The sequence below is a fragment of the Methanoculleus sp. UBA374 genome (assembly GCA_002508705.1).
Taxonomy (GTDB): Archaea; Halobacteriota; Methanomicrobia; order Methanomicrobiales; family Methanoculleaceae; genus Methanoculleus; species Methanoculleus palmolei.
Genome location: DAYL01000033.1, coordinates 284,665 through 305,371, shown reverse-complemented (window position 1 = coordinate 305,371; position 20,707 = coordinate 284,665). Strand labels below are relative to the sequence as shown.

Genomic DNA, 20,707 nt, shown 5'->3' with positions numbered 1-20,707 from the left:
GGAGAGATTATGCCGGATTATTTGGTTACGCTTGAATCAGCGTGGATAATTAAAGATGTCAGGTCGATGGACGATGCCGTGAGCATCGCGATCAGCGAGGCGGGGAAACGGCTCAATCCTTCGGCAAAGTTCGTGGAGATCGAGGCCGGGGTGAGCGCCTGCCCCCTCTGCGAGGGGGATCTCGACACCGCTCTTGTGGTGGCGAACACCGCCCTCGTCGGCCTCGTCCTTCAGATGAAGGTCTTCCGTGCGGAATCCGGCGAACACGCATCGCGGATAGCAAAGTCGGTTGTCGGCAAGGCTTTGCGCGACGTTCCGCTGAAGGTGCAGGAAGTGGAGGAACTATGATCTCCGTCGTCGGGCATACCGCCGTCGACCATCTCTTCCGGGTGCCGAAACTCCCCGGAAGGCACAACTCGACCTATATCACCGCCCATTCCGTCTACTTCGGCGGCGGAGCGGCGAATATCGCGGTCGGGATCGCGATGCTCGGGGAGCGGTGCCGCCTGATCTCATCGGTCGGCGGCGATTTTCCGGGCAGCGACTACGACCATTGGATGCACGACCTCGAGATCGTGCAGGACTTCTCCGTGGTCGGGGATGCCCGCACCGCAACCGCATACGTCTTTACGGACGACGCCGGCGACCAGGAGACCTTCTTTGAATGGGGTGCGTCGGCCGCGTTCTCCCGTGCGGAGGCCCCCGCCCTCGACTTCGTCCACATGGCGACGGCCGACCCCGACTTCAACGTCCGGGTGGCCCGGAAGAGCAAATTCGCCTCCTTCGACCCGGGCCAGGACCTCCTTCGCTACACCCCCGAGCAACTCGAGGTTATCCTTGCAAACGTCGACATCCTCTTCTCGAACAACCACGAGATGGACCGGATGTGCGATATGCTCGGGGTGGAGCAGGATGCGCTCGTTGCGTCGGTCCCCATGACGGTCACGACCCGGGGGGCGGAGGGGAGCGTCCTCTGCATGGACGGCGAGGAGCACCATGTCCCGGCCGTCAGGGTGGATGCCGTCGACCCCACGGGCGCCGGCGACGGTTACCGGGCCGGTTTCCTCACGGCGTTCCGGAAGGGCTACACCCCGCTCGATTGCTGTCGTGCAGGGGCGGTGGTCTCGTCCTATGTCGTCGAGCGGACGGGCACCCAGACGAACCTTCCGGACTGGGACCGGATGCTTGCACGGTACCGGAAGGTCTTTGGCGAGCCCGGAGAAATACTGACCTAAATTATGGGGAATAACGTGCAATGTGCCGGCGGGATGACACCGGCTCCTGCCCCCGGTCCGGGAGTGGCATCCGGGGGCGCCTGATGGAATCCGGTCCCGATGTGCGTGTCGAGCGGCTCACGCGGTACATCTTCTCCGCCCCGTCCTGGCCGAGGTCCCTTGCGCTCATCGTCGTGCTCGGGCTCATCATCGACGCCGCCACCTACCGGGCCGGACAAGAATTTTTCCTGGTCGGGACCCTCGGGTTCTCCGTCCCGGCACTGGTCGCCTTCCTGCTGACCGTGCCTCTGGTGGGATATTCCGGCGGGCAACTCACCTGGAACCGGTCGGCCCTCCTCGCCCTGGCCTGCACGGTTCTCTCCGTGATCCTGAGCCTCTCGCCGGTCCTGGTCTTCGGGAGGGAGGTCTTTCCCGCACTTTATGCGGTCGCTCTCGGCCTGGTCTTCGGCCTCCGGCTGCTGGTCCTCGTTGCCGTGGCCGACTACCGGATCATCCGGATGGTCCTTCCCGCGTTCCTCCAGAGCGCAGCCGGGATAACGGTCGGGGCCTGGTATTTTACTCCAGGGTTCGTGCCCTACGCTCTCCTCCTCCAGGGAGTCTTCGGGCTGGTCTTTGTCTTCCTGATCTGGCTGATCGAGCGGCCGCTGAAGCGGGCGTTCCAGATCAGCGGGCTTAACTTCCTCAACACCTTCATCGCCCACCTGACCGACGACTCAAAGAAGATGGAGGACTTCTTCCGCGAGATCGGCGAGGAGGTCTACGTCCCGCAGGTCTCGCTCTTCTTCTCCCGCGACTCCGGGGAGGACGCTCTCTTCACGGTCCCGAACGTCCATCCCGGGCCGATGGGCGACGTCGGCGGCGGCAACCTTCCGCGGATCCTCCACGACACGTTTCCCGAGGAGACGCTGGTCGCTCACGGCTGCGCCACCCACGACTTCAACCTGGTCTCGGAGAGCGAGATCGATAAGATCGCCCGCGCCGTTGAGGCGTCCCGGGAAAGGCTCACCTTCTCCGGCTCCGCGAGCCGCCCGGTCCGGGTCGCGTCGGGATCGGTCTCAATCCTCTGCCAGCGGTTCGGAGACGCCCTCCTGATGGTGAGCACCCGCTCTCCGGAACGGACGGAGGACCTCGACTACTCGATCGGGACGGTGATCATGGCCGAAGGAAGATGCGCCTTCTCGGCGGTCGCCTTCGTGGACGCCCACAACTGCATGGCCAGTGTGGGTTCTCCGGTCCTCCCGGCAACCCGGATCGCGACGGAGTACATCGCCGCCGCACGCGAGGGGTTCAGGGTTGCCCGGGATCTTCCCATGGAAACGCTCGCGATCGGTGTCTCGCATGTCCGGGTCCCGTTCACCCGCGAGCAGGGGTTCGGGTCGCTCGGGGTGCAGGTGCTGGCGACGGAGGTCGGCGGAGAGCGGGCGGCCTACGTCCTGATCGACGGGAACAACATGGTCCCGGGCGTCCGGGAGAGACTTCGCTCCGTGGTGCTCGGCCACGTTGACGAGGCCGAGGTCATGACCACCGATACCCACACGGTAAATACCATCAGCGGCAAGAACCCGGTCGGGTATCGGGTGCCGGTGGAGGAGATCGTCCCGTATGTGGAGCAGGCGGTCCGGGAGGCGGTCGCCGACCTTGCCCCAGCCCGGGTGGGGGCGGCAACGGCTTCGTGCGAGGGGGTCGTCGTCTTCGGGTCGCAGCGGGTCTCGCAACTTGCAAGCACCGTCAACGCGATGCTCGCGTTCATCGCCCCGATCAGTTTTATGATCCTTGCGCTTGCGTTCCTGCTCTCGATCCTTGCCTACATCGTGCTGCAGTAGGGCGGCGGGATACCCGGCATTTTTCTTTCGGTGCGCTTCAATGCTCATCACGAACTACCGGTTCATAGGCCAGGAAGGTTGACTCCGCACGGGAGATGGTTACCGGGAGCGTGCGTCCCCTTCGCCCGTCCGGTGGTTCACCATGCTCCACGCCACGAGCCAGCACCCGGCGAGGACGAGCAGCCCGTGGGCGACCCGGACCGGCGGGGGCGTGAAGAACTGCGGGAGAAAGAGCGCGAAGCCGAGCGCCAGGGGAATACCGCTCCACCGGGGGAGGCGACCCGACCGCCAGATCGCGATCCCAAACAGGATGGCGCCGGCTGCAAGAGCGAGGAGACCGAACGTGAAGAGCCAGACCCACTCCCCAAACCGGATCGAGTCCGTGAGCGTTACAAACAGGCCGACGCTGTTCTCCCGGAGCGCTTCCCTGCCCACGGCGTGCAGCGCAAAGGTCTCGACCCCGTAGTAGGGCAGGATCAGTCCGGTGCCGATCCAGGTCAGGACAAGCGCCGTGATGCCCCAGGTTTCGGCCTTCGTTCCGCGGAGACGGCCATACAGGCCGAGCAGCCCCAGCGTGAGCAGGATGAACCCGACTATGGCGAGCGTATGCGAAAGAAGCCAGGCGGGTGAAGCGAATGCTTCGGCGCCGGCGAGGGACGCTTCGTCGGTGTAGGGCCGGATTGCAGGGTACGCGAAGAAACAGGCGCCTGCGAGCCCGAACGAGAGCGCCGAGAGAAGCGTCCGGGTGTCCGTCATCGGTTTATCCTCCGTGTTTGTGTCCGCCGCTGCCGTGTTCGGGCGTTCTTCGGGCTCGTGTCCGGTGAAGGCCGTCCGCCGCCCCCTGCTCGGGCTGGCAGAGCCTGCCCTGGACCGGGGCCTGCTTCGCTTGGACGAGCAGCAGCACCGCACCCTTCGATATGCTCCCGAACGCGAAATTGACGAGCCGGCAGCGGTCCTGGCAGTTCACGCCGTCTTTATCGGTCCGGGCGTGCCGGCAGGGCATTTCCGGCTTGCTATCGTACGGGTTACGATCCGCCTCCATGGTTGCCTCCGTTGTCCCGGGTTCTCCCCATGCTCTCCTGCAAAATCGTAACGATACCCCAAATACCTTCTGGCTCCTGCACTGACCGGGGTTCGGTGCAATGAACGGCCGGCCGGGTCGTCTTCACCGGACGCTGAGCTTAATACCTGCGATAGATAATAGGTACAGGATATTTTTCGAGCGAGGGTAGCCAAGCCCGGCCAAAGGCGGTGGACTTAAGATCCACTCCCGCAGGGGTCCGTGGGTTCGAATCCCACCCCTCGCACTCCAAGCCCGGGTTATAGATAAGTGAAAAAATTTGACGTTCACCACCTGAGGTACGATCATGCGTGGGGGTGCGCCCTCTTGAAGAGAGTACTAGAGCCTGACTTTATCGGGCACATCGGAAAGGACCGCACAGAAAAAACACCGTATATCTAGTATGAATCAAGGGGAGACAGGTTCCCGGTGCTACCAGTCAAGAAGGTCTTTGTGCGTATGAGATAGAGTTGATGCATAAGGAAAAAGCGCGGATCACAATAGAAAACACTATCATCGAACTGGTAAACCGGGATTCAGTCATCACCGCAGTTCATCGCCGGAACGCCTCAAGCACAGCGGAGACCAGACGTTCGATCTCATCGAACCGGGGCTCGGCCGTTCCGTTCTTCTCGCTGTCGCAGGATGCTGCGATGATGTTCAGGTGCAGCTCGACACCGGTCCCGCGCCCCCTTCTTCCCGTAGCAGTCACCGCACCCGTCCAGCACGAGAACGCGATCTGCGTGCCGGACCACAGCCCCCAGCGACGCCGTCGGCCGGGTGGCCGCGAGCAGATCTCGACCATGCCACCGGCACATGACCGCTGTCCCTGCCTGAGCGGCCGCTTCCCGGCGGTCGAGACCCCGAGTAGGCAACGATGGTGAACACCATTCACATCGCCCCGAACGCCGCGTCGATCCAGGCGGTGATTTCTTCCCTGATTCGCCGGATACCGGCCACGATCTCCTCGTCGGTGCCGGTGAGCTTCGACGGGTCCGGGAACTCCCGGCGTATCTCCTCCTTTGCCCGGGGGAAGAGCGGACAGACCCCTCCCTCGCAGACCGTAACCAGATAATCCATCTCGTGCTCATCGAACTCGGCGATGTCTTTGACGCGGTGCCCGGAGATATCGATCCCGATCTCGGCCATCGCCCCGACCGCATAAGGGTTCAGAGTTCCGGGCCTGGTGCCGGCGGAAAAGACCTCATAACGGTCGCCGTAACGGGCGTTCAGGTAGCCATCTGCGAACGGGCGGCGTTGTGGGTGCAGACGAAGAGCACTTTCTTCTTCATGGTCTCACTCCAGCCCGAGCGCCTTCAATACCGCCCGGGCGATCAGTTCCGGCGGGATCGACTCATAACGCTCGCCGCCGTACTCGACCGCACGGCACTCGACGTCGTCCTGCCCGGTGATGCAGGCGCAGGAGGCGCAGGGAGTGCTGGTAACCTTCATGCCTTCGATGAAGTCCTCAAATGGTCTGCCGTTGAAGAGGATGCTGTTTGAGTCTGCTATTGCATCGTCTTCGAGGACGGTCTCGACAACCTGGACCGTGATGCCCTCTTCCTCGATCACCGGGCGTATCCGCTCGACGATATCCATCACCGTCCGCCCGGTCTCGCCGCAACGCTCGCAGGTGTTCTCGATGTCTTTTCCGACATTGCCATTCGACGATAAGTTCGTTCTTCATGATAATCCCTCATGTGGCGCGGGACAATATGCTTCGACTGTTCCTCCGTACCAGCGGTCGCGGAGCCGGAGGGCGACGTTGACGAGAGCGAGCAACACCGGCACCTCGATGAGCGGCCCGATGACGGTGGCAAACGCCACGCCGGAGCCGATCCCGAAGACCCCGATGGCGACGGCGATGGCGAGCTCGAAGTTGTTGCTCGCGGCGGTGAACGCAAGTGATGTTGACTTTCCGTAGTCGACTCCGATCTTCCAGCTCATCCAGAAGCTCGTGGAGAACATAATCAGGAAGTAAAGTGTGAGCGGGATGGCAATCCGGACGACGTCAAACGGCAGCGCCACGATGTTGCCGCCCTGCGTCGAGAACATCACCACGATGGTGAGGAGCAGGGCGATCAGGGTGATCGGCGAGATCTTCGGGATGAACCGCTTGTGGTACCACTCCTTCGACTTCACCCGGAGGAGCGCGAACCGGGTCAGGAATCCGGCGATGAACGGGATGCCCAGGTAGATAAAGACCGTGACGGCGACGCCCGTGATGGTGATCGGCACCTCTGTTCCGGCCCCGAGACCAAGGAGCGGCGGGAGGACGGTGATGAAGACGTAGGCGTAGACGGCGTAGAAGAGCACCTGGAAGATCGAGTTGACGCCGACGATGGCGGCGCAGTACTCGCAGTCGCCTCTCGCGAGATCGTTCCAGACGATCACCATGGCGATGCACCGGGCGAGGCCCACCAGGATAAGACCGTACATGAACTCGGGCCGCCCTGCGAGGAACGCCGCCGCGAGGAGGAACATCAGCACCGGGCCGACGATCCAGTTCTGGACGAGGGAGAGGGCGAGTACCCGGGTGTCGCGGAAGACCCGGCCGAGTTCCTCATAGCGGACCTTTGCGAGCGGCGGGTACATCATCAGGATCAGCCCGAGCGCGATCGGGATGGAGGTGGTGCCGATCGAAAAGCCGGTGATCACCTCCGGCACGCCGGGGAGAAAGTAGCCTACGGCGACACCGGCGATCATGGCAATCACGATCCAGAGCGTCAGATAGCGGTCGATCACCGAGAGACGCGGGCCCGCTGCAGGAGGATGTACCTGGTCGACGGTACCCATCGGTCACTCACCGCCGCACCTGCAACTGCTCTCCGGTGCAGGGAGTCTTCTGAACCTTCCGGCGATGCTTTTCTTCTGGTTTTTGCTGGCGACGTCCGTCATGGTGATACTTCTCTATGGTGTTTCAACATTATTTGAAATACAGTGGGCATCACCACCCGATAAATATTTTGATTTCAAAAAGAGTTGAAGCGGAGGATCATTCACGAGCTTGCGGTAGTGCCTGGATCGGAATGATCCGTGCGGCCCCTGCCGCCGGTGAAACCGACACTTACACTGTCCACGCTTTTATTCTCTGCAGTCGAACGACCGGTTCGTACCTCATAGGGTAGCAACAAAAGGTTAAGGCATTTCAATTTCGTATTATTTTGAAATGACATGTGATATCCCGATGACAGAAGACAGGAAAGACCGGGATGCATCCCTGCCCCTCCCTCCCGACGTCGAGGAGTCGCTCTGCCGGAGCGGCGGCATCGCAGGACTGGTAGAGCAGTTGCCGGATGATGCGGCGCTCACACGGGAGAGCACCGTCCACCGCGCACTTGCCGATCCGTTCCGCCTCAAGATCCTCGCGATGCTTTCCGTGCAGCCGCTCTGCGTCTGTGTCATCAAGGCGGTGCTTGCAATAGCAGATTCAAAGTTGTCCTACCATCTCTCAGTCCTGAAAACAGCAGGGCTGATCGCCGGCGACCAGCAGGGGAACTGGATCATCTACCGGCTCACCGAGGATGGGGCGATGTGGGCTGCACGCCCGGGCAATGGGCCACGACAAGAGGGCTGACACAAGGAATGTGGAACGACCGAGACCGCCGGCGGATCGCTGCAGCCATACCTGTGTAGAGGCAACGTCAATATGGCCACCCCTCCTCCCGTCGGGGATGATACCGTGAGTGATACCATGCTCTTTACAACGCTTCGCGATTCCACCTCTCCCCTGTGTGGGAAGAGAGGATACGCCGCAAAGAAACTGTCTAAAAGTTAACCCTTTCCAAAAGCAGGGATCACTATCGCACTCCTTTCCCTCTCGAACCGTAGTACCCCCGGATAGTCGCCTGCGTTCCCAACAAACGGTAGACGACCTTCCCCGCCTCGTAAACATTGCATCGGCCGGGGTCAATAGGGGTGAGGGGAAATTTATTATATTATTTTTATAATTTTGGTAGTATGTCACCAACCTATCGACCTGCAGCAATAAAGTCCGTAGAAGCATACCCCACGGTCAGCGGAAGCACCGGCGGCGGTCGTGACGAGAACGGCAATCCGTATTTCTTTCCGAACGTCTCGGTGAGTATCGGCTACTGGTTCGACAACGAAGGCGTCCCGTCCTCGAACTGGGATACGTTCTTTACGGCGGAGTTGTGGATCAACGGCAAGCTGGCCGAGAAAAAGCAGGACCTTGCGGGCGGCGGCCAGCAGACGTATACGTTCTTCGCACACAAGTTCCCGGCGCCGGGTACGTATGCCGTGGAGGTTCGCGGCAAGAATACGCAGCCGCTTACGGTTACGATCAAGAACCCTCCGGTGGAGGAGAAGCGGGCGGTGCAGTGAGGTAAGACAGAGAACAACTTTTTCCACTGACTTCATGGGAAGGATACATTCATCATCTCCCGATTCGACCCTCTATGATGAATTATCCTCAGGTATCGGTTCTCGCCGCTCTGGTGCTCCTTCTCGCCGTCTCTGCATCCGGCTGCATGAGCCAGGAGACCGTCGTCTCCGACGAGAGGAGGGCACAGGTGCTTGCATACGCGGACCCGATCGCCGACAACCTCCTTTCCGGCCTCAACGACGGCAACTACACGATCTACTCCCGCGATTTCGACGATGAGATGAAACGGGCCATGGACAAAGCCGCGTTTGAAAAGACCCGCGAATTCATCACATCGAAGATCGGGCTCTACGACTCCAGAAGAGACCCCGTCGTTACGGAGACCGACGAGCTCATCACCGTGACCTACAAGGCGGCGTTCGAGAGGGAGGACGGAGTGGACCTCCGGTTCGTCTTCCGGAAGGATGACGAGTCGCACCGGCTCTCCGGGCTCTGGTTCACTTCCCCGATGCTGCGCGGCTGAGAGCCCTATGCGAGCAGATCAGTCGGCCCGGAGCTAAAAAGAATCTCCGGGGAGGCTCTCCCCGGCTCTCTGTTACAGGCGACCCCCCATCAGGCGGGCACCTGCTCCATCCTCTCCCGGTCCCAGTGGCGGTGCCGGGCAATGGCCGTCTTGAACTGGTCGATGAAGGATTCAACACTCCCCTGACTCCCGCAGGTCACAACCCCCATCTCGGCCAGGGCTTCCCCTCCGGAGGTATCGGCAAAGGCCACTCCCTTGATGGCCGACGCCTTCAAAAGTTCGATGCCCTCACCAATCGCCCCGATAGGCTTACCGTGTTTGAAGGCCTCGTTGACGAAGTGGATCGCGTAACTCTGGTTTTTCAGGGTCTCCGCGTGTCTCCCGCCCGGGATATACACGGCGTCGTAGACGATGGAACCGGTGGTGGCGTAACTCCTGTCCACCTCCATCTCTTTACCGTCGGCAGACCTGACCCTGCCGTAGAACTCTGAGACGATCTCCGGATGAGCCCCGGCGTCCTTCAGCGCCTGCTCCACCTGCACCACCTCGTCGCGGTTATACCCCTCCATGGCGAGGATCGCAACCCTCCTGCTCTTGATGGTGTCCATGACGGTCGTCTCCTGGCTGAGATTCGGGGACTTCTTCGTCCCGGAGGGCGCCCCCTTCCGTGCCGGGGGAGGCACCCCGATCCCCTGCGCAACCCGTATCGCAAGGTCGCCGTCGACGTTGTTGATAAGGTCCACCACCCGCGACCGGACCCCTGTATCGGAGACCTTCCCGAGCTCGAAGTGGAAAGCCTTGACGATATGCTCCTTTTCCACCTCCGACATGCTGTTCCAGAAGAGTTTCGCCTGGCTGAAATGGTCGTTGAACTTCTCGCTGCGTGCGCGGATCTTCCTTCCCTCTATCTTCTCCTGGTAGTGGACGTAGCCGCCCTCTTCCGCCGGAGCCGGACGGGGTTTGTTTTCCCCGAGTGCGTTCGGGAAGTAACTGACCCGGCCCTGGTCGATCGTCGTCCGGTGGTAGCCCTCCCGCTGGTTGTTCGCGACCGGCGAGAGCGGACGGTTGATCGGGATCTCCTGGAAGTTCGGGCCTCCGAGGCGGATCAACTGGGTATCGAGGTACGAGAAGAGCCGGCCCTGCAGGAGCGGGTCGTTCGAGAGGTCAATCCCCGGCACGACGTTCGCCGGGCAGAAAGCGATCTGCTCGGTCTCCGCGAAGAAGTTGTCCGGGTTCCGGTTCAGGGTCATCTTTCCGATCCACCGGATCGCTACCTCCTCTTCGGGCCAGATCTTCGTCGCATCCAGGATATCGAAGTCGAAGTTGTGCTCGTCCTCCTCCTCGATCATCTGCACCCCGAACTCGTACTCCGGGTAGTCTCCCATCTCGATCGCCTCCCAGAGGTCGCGGCGGTTGAAGTCCGGGTCCTTTCCGGCCAGTTTCTGCGCTTCGTCCCAGGCGAGCGAGTGGATGCCGAGCAGCGGCCGCCAGTGGAACTTGACGAACCGCGCCTTCCCTTCGGCATTGACGAACCGGAAAGTGTTGACCCCGAAGCCCTGCATCATGCGGTAACTTCGCGGGATCGCACGGTCCGAGAGGACCCACATGAGCATGTGCGTGATCTCCGGGAGACTCCCCGCAAAATCCCAGAAGGTATCGTGGGCGGAGGAGGCCTGCGGCATCTGGTGGTGCTGCTCCGGCTTGATCGCGTGAATGAGATCGGGAAACTTGATGGCGTCCACGATGAAGAAGATCGGCATATTGTTGCCGACGATGTCGTAGTTCCCTTCCTCCGTGTAAAACTTCACTGCAAACCCCCGGACATCTCTGACCGTATCGGCAGACCCCCGGAACCCGACGACGGTCGAGAACCGGACGAAGACCGGGGTCTTTTTCTTCGGGTCCTGGAGGAACGCCGCCCGCGTGTACTCGGTCATCGGTTCGTAGACCTGGAAGTAGCCGTGAGCGCCCGAACCGCGGGCATGGACGATCCGCTCTGGAATCCGCTCGTGGTCGAAGTGCGTCAGCTTTTCGCGGAAGTGGAAATCTTCAAGGAGCGTCGGCCCCCGCTCCCCCACCTTCAGCGCATCGTCGGTATGGCTGACCCGGACTCCCTGATTCGTCGTCAGGTACTCGCGTTCCGGGTCCGGGTGGACCCTGTCGAGCTGCTCCTGCTTGCTCTTCTCATTTATCTTTCGCCTCGTATCCATATCCTTCACCCGCATCTCTGTCGCCCCGACCGGGGCCTGCAATTGTGCTCTACCATGCTGATCCCCGGCTTGGGAGTATCCCCACATTCCGGTCGGTCATCATAAAAGTAACTGCACGCCAGAGATTGATGTCCAGAACCGCTCTTCTCCATGAATATCTCTGCAAAAGCGGTAGATTAAGAAAAAGGGCAAATTTATTCAGACGTTACCGATCATGGCCGCCGCCGTACTGAACGTTCCTCGCAGCGCGGTCCGGACCGCCCGGGGCTCTTGCAGAGGGTCAGTAGACGCCCTTACCGGTGATGAGGATGCCTTTTACCGGGTAGGTGCCGTTGCAGGGACCCCTGAACTCGTGGCCCACCCTCTCGCTGTACGAGTTCGACTGCCAGCCGAGAATCCACCACTGGTTTGTCCCCAGGAAGTCCGCCGAGATGGTGAGGACGTTCTCATCCCCGGCGTCAAACGAGAGGATGAACGGGACCTCGACGACGTAGCCGGAGGACCCGGGGCTCACGTAATAACCATCGATGGGTTCGCCGGAGGCATTCAGGGCACCGACGACCCGGTAAGGCATGAAGAGGGGCTCGGCTCCTATCGGCCTCCGGGTCTCGATCTCGTGACCCGACTCGGTAGTAGGCATAGAGAGTTCCATCTCGACGAGCACTGGCGTCTCTTCCGAGTACCTGTTGGAGTAGACGTGGGTCGGTCGCGGGAGATCCGATTCGTTCTGCCCCGGCATGATCCCGATGGGTTGGACGCGGTTTTTATAGACGGGATCGAGCCGCCCGGCCGAGATGTTCAGCATGGGAATCCCGCTGACGTTCTCGATCCTCACCGATATATTGCTCCTGTCGAAGTTTCTGAGATTTGCACGGGAGAGATCGAAGGGTGTGACGTTTGTACCGGTATCTCGGTTGTAATAGGAAGGAAGGGGGATCAGGAGGACCACATCGTCGAGAGGGCCGGATGTCGAGATCGTCAGGCCGTAGTGATACGTCGACCTGAAACTCTCCGCCGAGGATTGGCCTAGAGTTACTGCGGTCAGCGCTATGAATACGAAGAGGATCACCGCGAGGATACCTGCTATGATGAGTGCCGTCCTGAAAAGGTCCGATCGATTCCCCATTGCTAATCAGGCCTTAGACTGTTGCAGATATTAGGTTTTCTGTTCTCAGCGAACCCTTCTGCGATTTGTTCCGGGAACCGGACCACAACTATTTATAGTGATACGTCCCGGGACCCCGCGGAAGAGGAGGTATCATTATGTCCTATATCACCGTTGATAAAGAAAACTCGGGCACCATCGACCTCTATTATGAGGACCACGGCACGGGTAAGCCGGTCGTCCTGATCCACGGCTGGCCGCTCTCCAGCAAATCCTGGGAGAAGCAGGTCTCGGTGCTGCTTGATTCAGGCTACCGCGTCATCGTCTACGACCGCAGAGGGTTCGGCAACTCCGCGAAACCGACCTATGGCTACGACTACGATACCCTGGCCGGGGACCTGCATAAACTCATGACGGAACTCGACCTAACCGACGCCACGCTCGTCGGGTTCTCGATGGGCGGCGGAGAGGTCGCCCGCTATCTCGGCACCTACGGGAGCGAGCGCGTGGAACGGGCCGTCTTCATATCCGCGATCCCGCCGTTCCTCCTGAAGACATCCGACAACCCCGAAGGTATCGAAGGCAGCGTCTTCGACGGGTTCATGGAGAGCATCGCCGCCGACCGTCCGGCCTTCCTCTCCGGGTTCCTCTCGGACTTCTATAACGTCGATACCTTCGGGGGCGTCCGTGTCAGCGACGAGGTCGTCCGCCTCAGCTGGAACGTCGCAGCGGCCGCCTCTCCCCGGGGCACACTCGACTGTGTCTCGGCGTGGTTGACCGATTTCCGGAACGATCTTGCGAGCATCGACGTTCCGGTCCTGGTGATTCACGGCGATGCGGATCGTATCGTGCCCTTCGCCATATCTGGCAGACGCACCCATGAACTGATCGAGGGAAGTCGCCTGGTGGTGATCGAGGGCGGGCCGCACGGGATCACCTGGACCCACGCGGAGATCGTCAACCGCGAGGTGCTGGACTTCCTTGAGCAGCAGGTCCAGCCGGTTGCCGGACCTCCCGCGTAGGAGAGGAACGAACTTCCGGGACCGGGAGGCGGAGGGCGCGACCCGCGGAAGGGTCCGCTCTCCCGCCTCAGTACACCGGGATCAGGCCGGCATTCGTTCCAGTGATGCACCTGCCGCCCCCGCGGGCGACCACGAAGGTATTCTCGATCCCGACCATCCCGACACCCCGGACTCCCTTCTTGGGTTCGAGGGCGAACACCAGCCCCTCCTCGAGCGGTTCGTCGAAGCCCCGCGCGATCACGGGTGTCTCGTCCACGCAGAGGCCGACGCCGTGGCCCAGGAACTGTGCCTGCCGGTCGCCGAACCCCATGAAGTCTTCCAGAAATTTCGGGTTTAAACCGTCGAGTATCGCTTCGTAGATCTCCGAGGGTGCGGTCCCCGGCCGCAGCATCGAAGCCGCTTCGTCCTAGATCTCCACGCACCGGTGATGGGCCTCTATCGCCTCATCGGGAAGCGATCGCCCGAACATATACGTCACCGTCTTGTCGGTGTGGTAGCCCTGCACCCCGCATGCGCAGTCGACGAAGACCAGGTCGCCGGATTTAAGCGTCCGACCCATGCTGCCGAGGACCGGTGCACCGGGAGCCGCTCCGTAACATCCGCCCGGTCCGTCGAAGCTGGTCGGGTAGAGAGAGTTCTCCCCGAAGCCGAGTTGTCCGAGCACCATCTCCGTCCCGAACCGCCCGAACCGGGCTATGCCATGGTGCCCCTCCCGGACCATGAGAGAGAAGACTTCGCCCCCGAGTTCGGCCTCGCTCATCCCCTCCCAGAGCATTCCGGGGACGCAGTCCTCCAGTGCGTGCCGGTGGATTTTGCCTGCCCGCTCCATGATCGCGAGTTCGTAGGCGCTCTTCTTTGCCCGGACTGCCGCTGCCTGCGTATCGAGCGATCCCGCCTCCCTGAAGGGGAAATACTTCCGGAAGCGTTCGAGCAGCGCGAGGGGCACCACCTCCGTATCTACATGGACCGTTTCCGGGCAGGCGCCCATCCCGCATGCCGCATCGCGAAAACTCTTCATCGGCCGGATATCGGAGAAGAAGGACTCGTCCAATGCCCGCTCGAAACTCCGGCGCACCCGGAGCACCGCCTCTCCGTCGCGGGGGATGAGGAGCACCCCGTCCTGCATAGTTCCGGTGAGGTAGAACTGGTTCACCCTGCCAAAGATTGCGGCAAGTTCCCATGTGGGGTTCTCCGCGCCCATGCGATCTCGAAACCGCTCCATGCGGTCGCGGAGTTCGGAGGCGGGGGTTCGCTGGTCCATACCTATGGTTGGGCGGCGATGGTATTTGGCTCTGGCGGGATGCGGGTTCCGGCAGTCGGGGCCGTCCCGTTCCTCTCCCGCCGACCGGAGGCAATGCCGACCACATGGGTTATAAAGCCGAACCGCGCACTACTCCCATGGACACTCCTTTCGTTTTTACCCTGCACGAGAACCTGCCCCGCCAGGGGCCGGGGAGCAACGCATGCACCCGGAAGGCCTTCTCGATGCTTGCCGACCTTCCCGCCCGGCCGGAGATCCTGGACATCGGGTGCGGGGCCGGGATGCAGACCGTCGAGCTGGCCCGGATCTGCCCGGGCTGCCACATTACCGCCGTCGACGTCCACCAGCCGTTCCTCGACGACCTCGCCCGGAGCGCGGCATCGGCCGGGGTGGGCGGCCGGATCGTCCCCCTCCGGGCCTCGATGGACGACCTGCCATTTCCCGATGCAACGTTCGACGTCCTCTGGGCGGAGGGCTCGATCTTTGTCGTGGGGTTCGAGAAGGGGCTCGCCTCGTGGAAGCGGCTCCTCCGGCCGGGCGGCTACCTCTGCCTCACCGAATCTGTTTGGTTCACCGAAACCCCCTCGCCGGAGGCGGCGGCGTTCTGGAACGACTGCTACCCGGCGATAAAAACGGTCCGGGAGACCTGCGCGATCGCCGAAGATGCCGGCTATGAGGTCGTCGCGACCTTCCCGCTCCCGAAGTCCGCGTGGTGGGAGAATTACTATGTGCCGGTCCACACGCGGATAGAAGACCTGCGGCCGAAAGTCGCCGGCAATCCCGAAGCGAAGGCGCAAATTGAGTTCGCCGAACGGGAGGCCGCCGTCTACCGGGAGCATGCCGACGAGTACGGCTACGAGTTCTTCATCCTGCGGAAGAACGGCTGACCTTGCTGCCCGGGAGGCGGTTTTTCATCCGATGGGCCCTCCTTTCCCCCTCCGGGAGATGCCGGGGGTCGGTTTGCAGCCGCGGTGCTGAACCGGACGGCCGCTACCTCCCCTTTGTCTTCGCAAAATCCCTTGCAATTTTTCCAATTTCTTTCCAGCGCTTCTTTTCAAGCCGGACAAGCCCGATCTCCTCTTTGTCCCGTTCGAATGCGAGTTCCCGCATCAGCCGGTGGAAACTATTCAGCCGTGACGCTGAGAGGGTTCCGTCCGCGACGGCCGCCTGCACTGCACAGCCCGGCTCCTCTTCGTGCCGGCAGTCCGAGAACCTGCAGCCCTCCGCGAGTTCGAGAATGTCGGGGAACGTATCGGCGATACCGGCGGATGCCGTACCGATACCGACCTCCCGCAGACCGGGGTTGTCGATCATGAGCGCCCCGCCGGCGAGGACGAAGAGCTGGCGGACGGTCGTGGTGTGCCGCCCTCTATCGTCATAGTCGCGGGTATGCGAGGTCGCCTGCACCGGCCGGCCCACGAGCCGGTTGATCAGGGTGGATTTGCCGACACCCGACGAGCCGATGAGGGCGATCGTTGTTCGTGGCGACAGGTACGGATCGAGCCGATCGACGCCTTCCCCACTCACAGCGCTGATCGGGATGACCGGTATGCCGGGCGAGATCGAGGTGATCTCGTCGGCGAGCGCTACGGGATCGTCCGCGAGATCGGATTTGTTGATGACGACCACCGGGCAGGCGCCGGATGCGTGGGTGATCGCGAGAAAACGTTCGATCCGGCGGGCGTTAAGGTCTCGGCCGGCGGCCGTGACGATGAAGACCGTATCGATATTCGCCGCGATGACCTGGTCGGCGCCTTCGCGTCCCGGCGTTCCCCGTGCAAACCGGGTTTTCTGCGGGAGGATATCGACGATCATCGAGGTTCCGGCCTCCGGCTGGTTCAGCAGTACGACAAAATCCCCCACTGCGGGAAAGCGGCCGATTTTTCGCAATGCTCCGGAGACCCCGGCCGTGACGGACCCGCCGTCGACGAGCACGTCCCATACGGTCTTCTGCCGGCAGGCCACGCGGCCGGCGAGATACGGGCCGGCGTACTTCGAGAACGCCGCATCGTGCTCTTTTGTCCAGCCGAGGTCTTCAAGCGTACAGGGATGCTGTTCTTTGCACCGGGAAGTGGATTGGCTCATAAAAAACCATAAATTGGGTGGCATGCGAAGCGACAAGTGCTTTGCGGTCGCGGTTGTCGGCCGCCGTCGCCTTTATGGGCGACTGTCCCTAACTCACAGGGAGAGCGACGATGAAACAGGCCGGAGAAACAATGCAGGCCGCCGTGATCAACAGGTTCGGAGGCCCCGAAGAACTTGTGGTGCAGGAGGTCCCCATACCCGAGATCGCCCCCGGAGAGGTCTTAATCCGGGTGGAGTATGCCAGTGTCGGCGCATGGGACCCGTTTGAGCGTGAGGGAGGATACGCCCGGATGCTCGGGATCGAGACCCGGTTTCCGTATGTCTTAGGATCGGAAGGCGCTGGCAGTATCGCCTCAGTCGGCGAGGGGGTATCCCGCTTCAAGACTGACGACCATGTCTACGCCCCGGAATTCCTGAACCCGAAGGGCGGCTTCTACGCGGAGTTCGCTGCAGTCGATGCAGGCTACGTCTCGCTCACCCCGGAAGATCTGACGGCAGAGCAGGCAAGCGTTATATCGGGTGCCGGTATCACGGCGCTGCGCGGGCTTGCCGATGTGCTGAACCTCGGGCGGGGCGAGTCGGTGGCGGTCTTCGGAGCAAGCGGGGGCGTCGGGCACGTGGCGGTACAACTTGCACGGCAGATGGGAGCGCGGGTCTTCGCGGTCGCATCCGGGAGAGACGGTGTCGCTCTGGTGAAGAGGCTCGGTATCGATTGCGTTATAGACGGACGAAGGGACAAGATCTCATCCGCGATACGTTCGTTCGGGTTTGGAGAGCTCGACGCCGCCCTGCTCACCGCGGGCGGTGAGGGGGCCGGAGAGGTCGTTTCCTGCGTCCGCAGCGGCGGAAGGGTCGTCTTCCCCAACGGTATCCACCCGGAACCGCAACCCCGGCCGGACGTCAGGATCAACGGGTATAATGCAGAGCCCGGGCCGGACATTATACGGAGACTTGGCTCTTTTATCGAGTCCGGTGCCGTAAAACCTCATATCGACCGGGTGTTTCCCCTGGATCGTGCGGCCGACGCTCACCGGTATCTTGATCTCCACCATCCCGGGAAGATCGCGCTCCGGGTGATCCGACCGAAGTAATGCCTCATCCTTGAGCACCCGACAGGCCCGCGCTATGTGCTCGATCTTCCGTACAGCAGGCGACCTGCCGCCGATGGCGCCCTGGAGGGACCGATCGGCGTAAAACAACACCTGACCGCCGCGATCATGACCTCACCGAGATCGGCGTCAAAGGCGGCGGAGACCGGGACATCTGAAAACCGGGGTTGGTTTTTCATATCCTGGAGCGTTCGGTCGAACAAGAGAAAGGAAAGAGTTATCCGGCGCGGAGTAACTCTCTGTGTATACCTAAACCAACTCCTGAAAGGAGGGTCATCCGATGGGTTTGACGAACAGTGGCGGTAAGAAACCGGGAGGCCACGGGAACCATTGGGGTTGCGTCACGCGATCCATGGAAGAGGTCCGCCGGATACTCGCATGGGCGGTAAACGAAGCGGCGACGCCCGAGACCCGTGAGTCGAACGGACGCGAGATCTCCGCATACATCCCGGAATCCGATCGCCTCACTGCATGCGCCGTCACCGTCGATCGAACGATCTCCACGGGATACCCTGTGGCCGTGGACGGCGTCGTCCACGAGGTGAGGCTGCACGGTGTCGAAGAATGGGCAAACGGGATCGAAGGGCAGATAGTCGGCTCGCTCGACGATGCCGTCATGAGATTCTTCGACGTGCGCTACTACCGGAATGCAGGGGCATATCGGACGGGCGATACCTACCCGTTCGCCCTGGCGGCCTTCGTTTACGTGCTGTACAGGGCCGAACCGCGTACAATCGCCGACCGGGGCGGAAGAGAGGTCGTTACCCGGAACATGGCCGCCTACGTCCCTCTGCCGGAGGGGGATATCGACGATTTTGCCTTTTATTCTCCCGTAAAAGATGTGGAGAGGGTTCGTTTCTGCGGAAAAACCTTTTACCGCCTTATCGTTCCGCTCTGTCGGTTGCGGGACGAAGACGGCGAATACCGCCGCGACATCGATATCGCCCTGTACGCGGCCGAGTACGTGACGGGCGGCTACGTGCCCCGCGTGGGCGACGACATCCAGGGGGTTCTCTGGATGCAGGGCGCTCTTTCTCCTCGGCGGGGTCGGGACCGGTGATCCCGAATCCGCTCAGGGGCAGGGTTCTGAAGATCGAGCCCGATGCTCTCTATATGGGCAAACCCTACGGCGCATGGGTTACGGTGGAGATGCAGGACGGCGCCGGGCTCGAGCTGTTTAATGACTATCGGGACAGTCCGCTCTCGCTGCTCTGGAAAAAAGCGGCGATCGAGATCTCCGGGGGTATAAGCAAGGTCGTCGAGAGGGTGCCGGAACAGGTTCAACGGGTTCTGCCCGGCAGTTCCTCTTCGCTCGAGGTCTGGGGCGTCATCGTCATGAGCTGGACCGCGCGTCACGGCACCTATGAACGGCGCCACGGCCTCGTGGACTTCGGTACCGGCACGATCGAGGTCGATCTCTCGAAGAAGGACCCGGCAGAGTTTCGTGAAGGAGACTATGTCTACGTCCGGACGGCTCGCACGGATCTCAAAGAGATTCATGAGCTGGATCGTGGACCGAACGCCTCCCTGCCGGATACCGATACGAAGGACGCATCCGGGGAGGAGACCGTAACACCGTTCACTCTCGAGTTCTTCATCGACGAGGATATTTCCGTGCAGAGGTACCGGGCGGATCCCTCACGGGAAAGATCCTGGTGGAATCAGTTATGGCAGGATGTTGAGAGCGCCCCTTGGCGTGCCTGGCTCAATCAGCGAGGTTCATTTTCCCTGAAGATCGGCGAAAACTACACGTTCCCGGGAGAGGCCGGCAGCCATGGCCCTCATTTCAGAGAAGCATCCCTTCCCTCTCTTCTAGGAGTGTTCACTCAGTCGGGCCTTGAACTGCTCGATGGGGAGACCGTCGTCATCCGGCCCTGCTCTTCCTCCGGACCCCGTCTCGTTCTTGAGCCCTGCAGCCGCGACCTACTGAAGATCTCGGCGCTGGAATCGGATACCGTCGTCATACCGGCGATGGCGGTGAGGACAGAGGATTATATGAAGGCTGTAATCGATACGGTAGACCGGTACCTCCGGCAGGCGCTTGAGGTCCACCCTCATCTGAGCAGGACCCCATACCCCCGGATACTTGCCGACCGCCGGAACGAACTGATGCGGTGCTGCCGCCGCCGGGACGTTCGACCGGGCGACGGGCAGCTCCTCGACTACGATGCTCTGGTGGATTGCGCCTGGCGTGCATACCGCCGTTTTCTCTCTCCTCCTCCGGAAGGGGGCGTGTCCCGTATCTCGTTCGGGGTCACCCTCCTTGAAGGTGAAACGCCGGAACGTCCTTTGTTCAGGTTCTCTCCCTCGGTTGACGGGCAGGTGTTGTTCGAGGGCATCGACTGCGACAGCCCCCTCGTCGCGACCCTGTTTGTGGTGGGGCTCTTCTTCAGCATCAAGAATTACCTTGAAGGAAAGGCGTATGTGTTCGACCTGACTACCCCGGGCCCGCGGACCATAATCCTCGCTCCCGGTGACGGAGATACGGTCCTGTTCTCGCTCGACAACATATACGAGCCGGGTATGGATGCACGGAAGATCGTGCTCCGATCTGAAGACTGGGTTGAAACAGCGTTTGCCACGGCCGACACTTACATCGCCCTGGTCGGTGCATCTCCCCTCTGGGTTGAGGATTCCTGTATCGACTATGCGCTTCTGCCCCTCATCGAAGAGGTCCGTGAGAAATTGCGCCAGCTCAACGGATCTCGGGCCAGGCAACAGCACGGGATCCGATAGTATACAGTCTCCGAGACGGAAGAGCCGGGCACCGTTCCGGTCCTCAAGAACAGGATCGACGTCTCCGGCACCCAAGGCCGGTGATGCAAGCGGACTCGGCATCGGCACGGCGAATCCTTGCGGGCCGTAGAGCAGCCGGAGCGGGAGAAACCCGAAGGGTTTCGAGGTGCACCCGGCGGAACGGCGGGTGCAT

20 protein-coding genes, 1 tRNA gene and 1 pseudogene are annotated in these 20,707 nt (G+C 61.6%); 12 read left to right on the top strand and 10 right to left on the bottom strand.

Going from position 1 to position 20,707, the window contains the following annotated elements:
- The first annotated feature begins 9 nt into the window (after positions 1-9).
- From BRA42_RS13090 to BRA42_RS13080, 3 genes are all read left to right on the top strand, one after another.
- Positions 10-348 carry a DUF555 domain-containing protein gene (locus BRA42_RS13090; protein ID WP_292409233.1) on the top strand — a complete coding sequence of 113 codons (339 nt, stop codon included), beginning with the start codon at positions 10-12 and terminating at the stop codon, positions 346-348.
- Positions 345-1,235 (top strand): carbohydrate kinase family protein, encoded by an 891-nt coding sequence (locus BRA42_RS13085; protein WP_292409235.1) that lies wholly within the window; start codon positions 345-347, stop codon positions 1,233-1,235. The genes BRA42_RS13090 and BRA42_RS13085 overlap by 4 nt, the downstream gene beginning before the upstream one ends.
- An 83-nt stretch (positions 1,236-1,318) precedes the next feature.
- Entirely contained in the window at positions 1,319-3,058 is a 1,740-nt protein-coding gene (locus tag BRA42_RS13080) for a DUF2070 family protein (protein ID WP_292409237.1), read from the top strand.
- A 99-nt stretch (positions 3,059-3,157) separates the two neighbouring features.
- Here BRA42_RS13080 and BRA42_RS13075 read toward each other — a convergent pair whose 3' ends face one another.
- Entirely contained in the window at positions 3,158-3,814 is a 657-nt protein-coding gene (locus tag BRA42_RS13075; protein ID WP_342685932.1) for a hypothetical protein, read from the bottom strand.
- A gap of 4 nt (positions 3,815-3,818) precedes the next feature.
- Positions 3,819-4,100 (bottom strand): hypothetical protein, encoded by a 282-nt coding sequence (locus BRA42_RS13070; RefSeq protein WP_292409242.1) that lies wholly within the window; start codon positions 4,098-4,100, stop codon positions 3,819-3,821.
- Positions 4,101-4,280: 180 nt separating this feature from the next.
- Between BRA42_RS13070 and BRA42_RS13065 the strand changes: the two genes are divergently transcribed.
- Positions 4,281-4,365 (top strand) — tRNA-Leu (locus BRA42_RS13065).
- Between the two features lie 306 nt (positions 4,366-4,671).
- On the opposite strand, the gene BRA42_RS13060 is transcribed toward BRA42_RS13065, so the two are convergent.
- The 4 genes from BRA42_RS13060 to arsB form a co-directional block, all read right to left on the bottom strand.
- Positions 4,672-4,830 (bottom strand): hypothetical protein, encoded by a 159-nt coding sequence (locus BRA42_RS13060; protein ID WP_292409244.1) that lies wholly within the window; start codon positions 4,828-4,830, stop codon positions 4,672-4,674.
- 179 nt (positions 4,831-5,009) lie between these two features.
- Positions 5,010-5,291: a hypothetical protein gene (locus tag BRA42_RS13055; protein ID WP_342771046.1), complete on the bottom strand. Its 282-nt coding sequence runs from the start codon at positions 5,289-5,291 to the stop codon at positions 5,010-5,012.
- A 123-nt stretch (positions 5,292-5,414) separates the two neighbouring features.
- Positions 5,415-5,717: a DUF2703 domain-containing protein gene (locus BRA42_RS13050; RefSeq protein ID WP_342771043.1), complete on the bottom strand. Its 303-nt coding sequence runs from the start codon at positions 5,715-5,717 to the stop codon at positions 5,415-5,417.
- An 84-nt stretch (positions 5,718-5,801) separates the two neighbouring features.
- Positions 5,802-6,914 carry an ACR3 family arsenite efflux transporter gene (arsB, locus tag BRA42_RS13045; RefSeq protein WP_342771042.1) on the bottom strand — a complete coding sequence of 371 codons (1,113 nt, stop codon included), beginning with the start codon at positions 6,912-6,914 and terminating at the stop codon, positions 5,802-5,804.
- 391 nt (positions 6,915-7,305) lie between these two features.
- Here arsB and BRA42_RS13040 point away from each other — a divergent pair, with 391 nt between their 5' ends.
- The 3 genes from BRA42_RS13040 (at position 7,306) to BRA42_RS13030 (ending at position 8,986) form a co-directional block, all read left to right on the top strand.
- On the top strand, positions 7,306-7,695 hold the full coding sequence (locus tag BRA42_RS13040; protein WP_292409250.1) for an ArsR/SmtB family transcription factor: 390 nt from the start codon (positions 7,306-7,308) through the stop codon (positions 7,693-7,695).
- Positions 7,696-8,078: 383 nt separating this feature from the next.
- Complete coding sequence (locus BRA42_RS13035) at positions 8,079-8,462, top strand: hypothetical protein (RefSeq protein WP_292409252.1); 384 nt, start codon at positions 8,079-8,081, stop codon at positions 8,460-8,462.
- 74 nt (positions 8,463-8,536) lie between these two features.
- A complete protein-coding gene (locus tag BRA42_RS13030; RefSeq protein WP_292409255.1) occupies positions 8,537-8,986 on the top strand; it encodes a DUF3887 domain-containing protein in 450 nt (149 codons plus the stop codon).
- 89 nt (positions 8,987-9,075) lie between these two features.
- Here the strand turns inward: BRA42_RS13030 and BRA42_RS13025 are convergent, their stop codons facing one another.
- The gene (locus BRA42_RS13025; RefSeq protein ID WP_342770664.1) at positions 9,076-11,196 is read right to left on the bottom strand and encodes a catalase; all 2,121 of its coding nucleotides are present in this window, start codon (positions 11,194-11,196) and stop codon (positions 9,076-9,078) included.
- A gap of 280 nt (positions 11,197-11,476) precedes the next feature.
- Positions 11,477-12,322, bottom strand: a complete 846-nt coding sequence (locus BRA42_RS13020; protein ID WP_292409258.1) for a hypothetical protein — start codon at positions 12,320-12,322, stop codon at positions 11,477-11,479.
- Positions 12,323-12,459: 137 nt separating this feature from the next.
- On the opposite strand from BRA42_RS13020, the gene BRA42_RS13015 reads away from it, so the two are divergent.
- Positions 12,460-13,323, top strand: coding sequence for an alpha/beta hydrolase (locus BRA42_RS13015; protein ID WP_342770663.1), 864 nt, complete (start codon positions 12,460-12,462; stop codon positions 13,321-13,323).
- Positions 13,324-13,390: 67 nt separating this feature from the next.
- On the opposite strand, the pseudogene BRA42_RS13010 reads toward BRA42_RS13015, so the two are convergent.
- Positions 13,391-14,584 (bottom strand): annotated as a pseudogene (locus tag BRA42_RS13010) (M24 family metallopeptidase).
- Positions 14,585-14,721: 137 nt separating this feature from the next.
- On the opposite strand from BRA42_RS13010, the gene BRA42_RS13005 reads away from it, so the two are divergent.
- Positions 14,722-15,471 carry a class I SAM-dependent methyltransferase gene (locus BRA42_RS13005; RefSeq protein WP_292409264.1) on the top strand — a complete coding sequence of 250 codons (750 nt, stop codon included), beginning with the start codon at positions 14,722-14,724 and terminating at the stop codon, positions 15,469-15,471.
- Positions 15,472-15,574: 103 nt separating this feature from the next.
- Here BRA42_RS13005 and rsgA read toward each other — a convergent pair whose 3' ends face one another.
- Positions 15,575-16,669, bottom strand: coding sequence for a ribosome small subunit-dependent GTPase A (gene rsgA, locus BRA42_RS13000; RefSeq protein WP_292409265.1), 1,095 nt, complete (start codon positions 16,667-16,669; stop codon positions 15,575-15,577).
- Between the two features lie 110 nt (positions 16,670-16,779).
- Here rsgA and BRA42_RS12995 point away from each other — a divergent pair, with 110 nt between their 5' ends.
- The 3 genes from BRA42_RS12995 (at position 16,780) to BRA42_RS12985 (ending at position 20,514) form a co-directional block, all read left to right on the top strand.
- Positions 16,780-17,760 carry a quinone oxidoreductase family protein gene (locus tag BRA42_RS12995; RefSeq protein WP_292409266.1) on the top strand — a complete coding sequence of 327 codons (981 nt, stop codon included), beginning with the start codon at positions 16,780-16,782 and terminating at the stop codon, positions 17,758-17,760.
- Between the two features lie 370 nt (positions 17,761-18,130).
- Positions 18,131-18,838: a hypothetical protein gene (locus BRA42_RS12990; protein WP_292409268.1), complete on the top strand. Its 708-nt coding sequence runs from the start codon at positions 18,131-18,133 to the stop codon at positions 18,836-18,838.
- Positions 18,835-20,514: a hypothetical protein gene (locus tag BRA42_RS12985; protein WP_292409269.1), complete on the top strand. Its 1,680-nt coding sequence runs from the start codon at positions 18,835-18,837 to the stop codon at positions 20,512-20,514. Before BRA42_RS12990 ends, BRA42_RS12985 begins: the two co-directional genes overlap by 4 nt.
- Positions 20,515-20,707: the final 193 nt, after the last annotated feature.

What these genes read in the sequence shown, in the direction of transcription:
- BRA42_RS13090 (WP_292409233.1), top strand. Translation starts at nt 10, where the DNA reads ATGCCGGATTATTTGGTTACGCTTGAATCAGCGTGGATAATTAAAGAT.
- BRA42_RS13085 (WP_292409235.1), top strand. Translation starts at nt 345, where the DNA reads ATGATCTCCGTCGTCGGGCATACCGCCGTCGACCATCTCTTCCGGGTG.
- BRA42_RS13080 (WP_292409237.1), top strand. Translation starts at nt 1,319, where the DNA reads ATGGAATCCGGTCCCGATGTGCGTGTCGAGCGGCTCACGCGGTACATC.
- BRA42_RS13075 (WP_342685932.1), bottom strand. Translation starts at nt 3,814, where the DNA reads ATGACGGACACCCGGACGCTTCTCTCGGCGCTCTCGTTCGGGCTCGCA.
- BRA42_RS13070 (WP_292409242.1), bottom strand. Translation starts at nt 4,100, where the DNA reads ATGGAGGCGGATCGTAACCCGTACGATAGCAAGCCGGAAATGCCCTGC.
- BRA42_RS13050 (WP_342771043.1), bottom strand. Translation starts at nt 5,717, where the DNA reads ATGGATATCGTCGAGCGGATACGCCCGGTGATCGAGGAAGAGGGCATC.
- arsB (WP_342771042.1), bottom strand. Translation starts at nt 6,914, where the DNA reads ATGGGTACCGTCGACCAGGTACATCCTCCTGCAGCGGGCCCGCGTCTC.
- BRA42_RS13040 (WP_292409250.1), top strand. Translation starts at nt 7,306, where the DNA reads ATGACAGAAGACAGGAAAGACCGGGATGCATCCCTGCCCCTCCCTCCC.
- BRA42_RS13035 (WP_292409252.1), top strand. Translation starts at nt 8,079, where the DNA reads ATGTCACCAACCTATCGACCTGCAGCAATAAAGTCCGTAGAAGCATAC.
- BRA42_RS13030 (WP_292409255.1), top strand. Translation starts at nt 8,537, where the DNA reads ATGATGAATTATCCTCAGGTATCGGTTCTCGCCGCTCTGGTGCTCCTT.
- BRA42_RS13025 (WP_342770664.1), bottom strand. Translation starts at nt 11,196, where the DNA reads ATGGATACGAGGCGAAAGATAAATGAGAAGAGCAAGCAGGAGCAGCTC.
- BRA42_RS13020 (WP_292409258.1), bottom strand. Translation starts at nt 12,322, where the DNA reads ATGGGGAATCGATCGGACCTTTTCAGGACGGCACTCATCATAGCAGGT.
- BRA42_RS13015 (WP_342770663.1), top strand. Translation starts at nt 12,460, where the DNA reads ATGTCCTATATCACCGTTGATAAAGAAAACTCGGGCACCATCGACCTC.
- BRA42_RS13005 (WP_292409264.1), top strand. Translation starts at nt 14,722, where the DNA reads ATGGACACTCCTTTCGTTTTTACCCTGCACGAGAACCTGCCCCGCCAG.
- rsgA (WP_292409265.1), bottom strand. Translation starts at nt 16,669, where the DNA reads ATGAGCCAATCCACTTCCCGGTGCAAAGAACAGCATCCCTGTACGCTT.
- BRA42_RS12995 (WP_292409266.1), top strand. Translation starts at nt 16,780, where the DNA reads ATGAAACAGGCCGGAGAAACAATGCAGGCCGCCGTGATCAACAGGTTC.
- BRA42_RS12990 (WP_292409268.1), top strand. Translation starts at nt 18,131, where the DNA reads ATGGAAGAGGTCCGCCGGATACTCGCATGGGCGGTAAACGAAGCGGCG.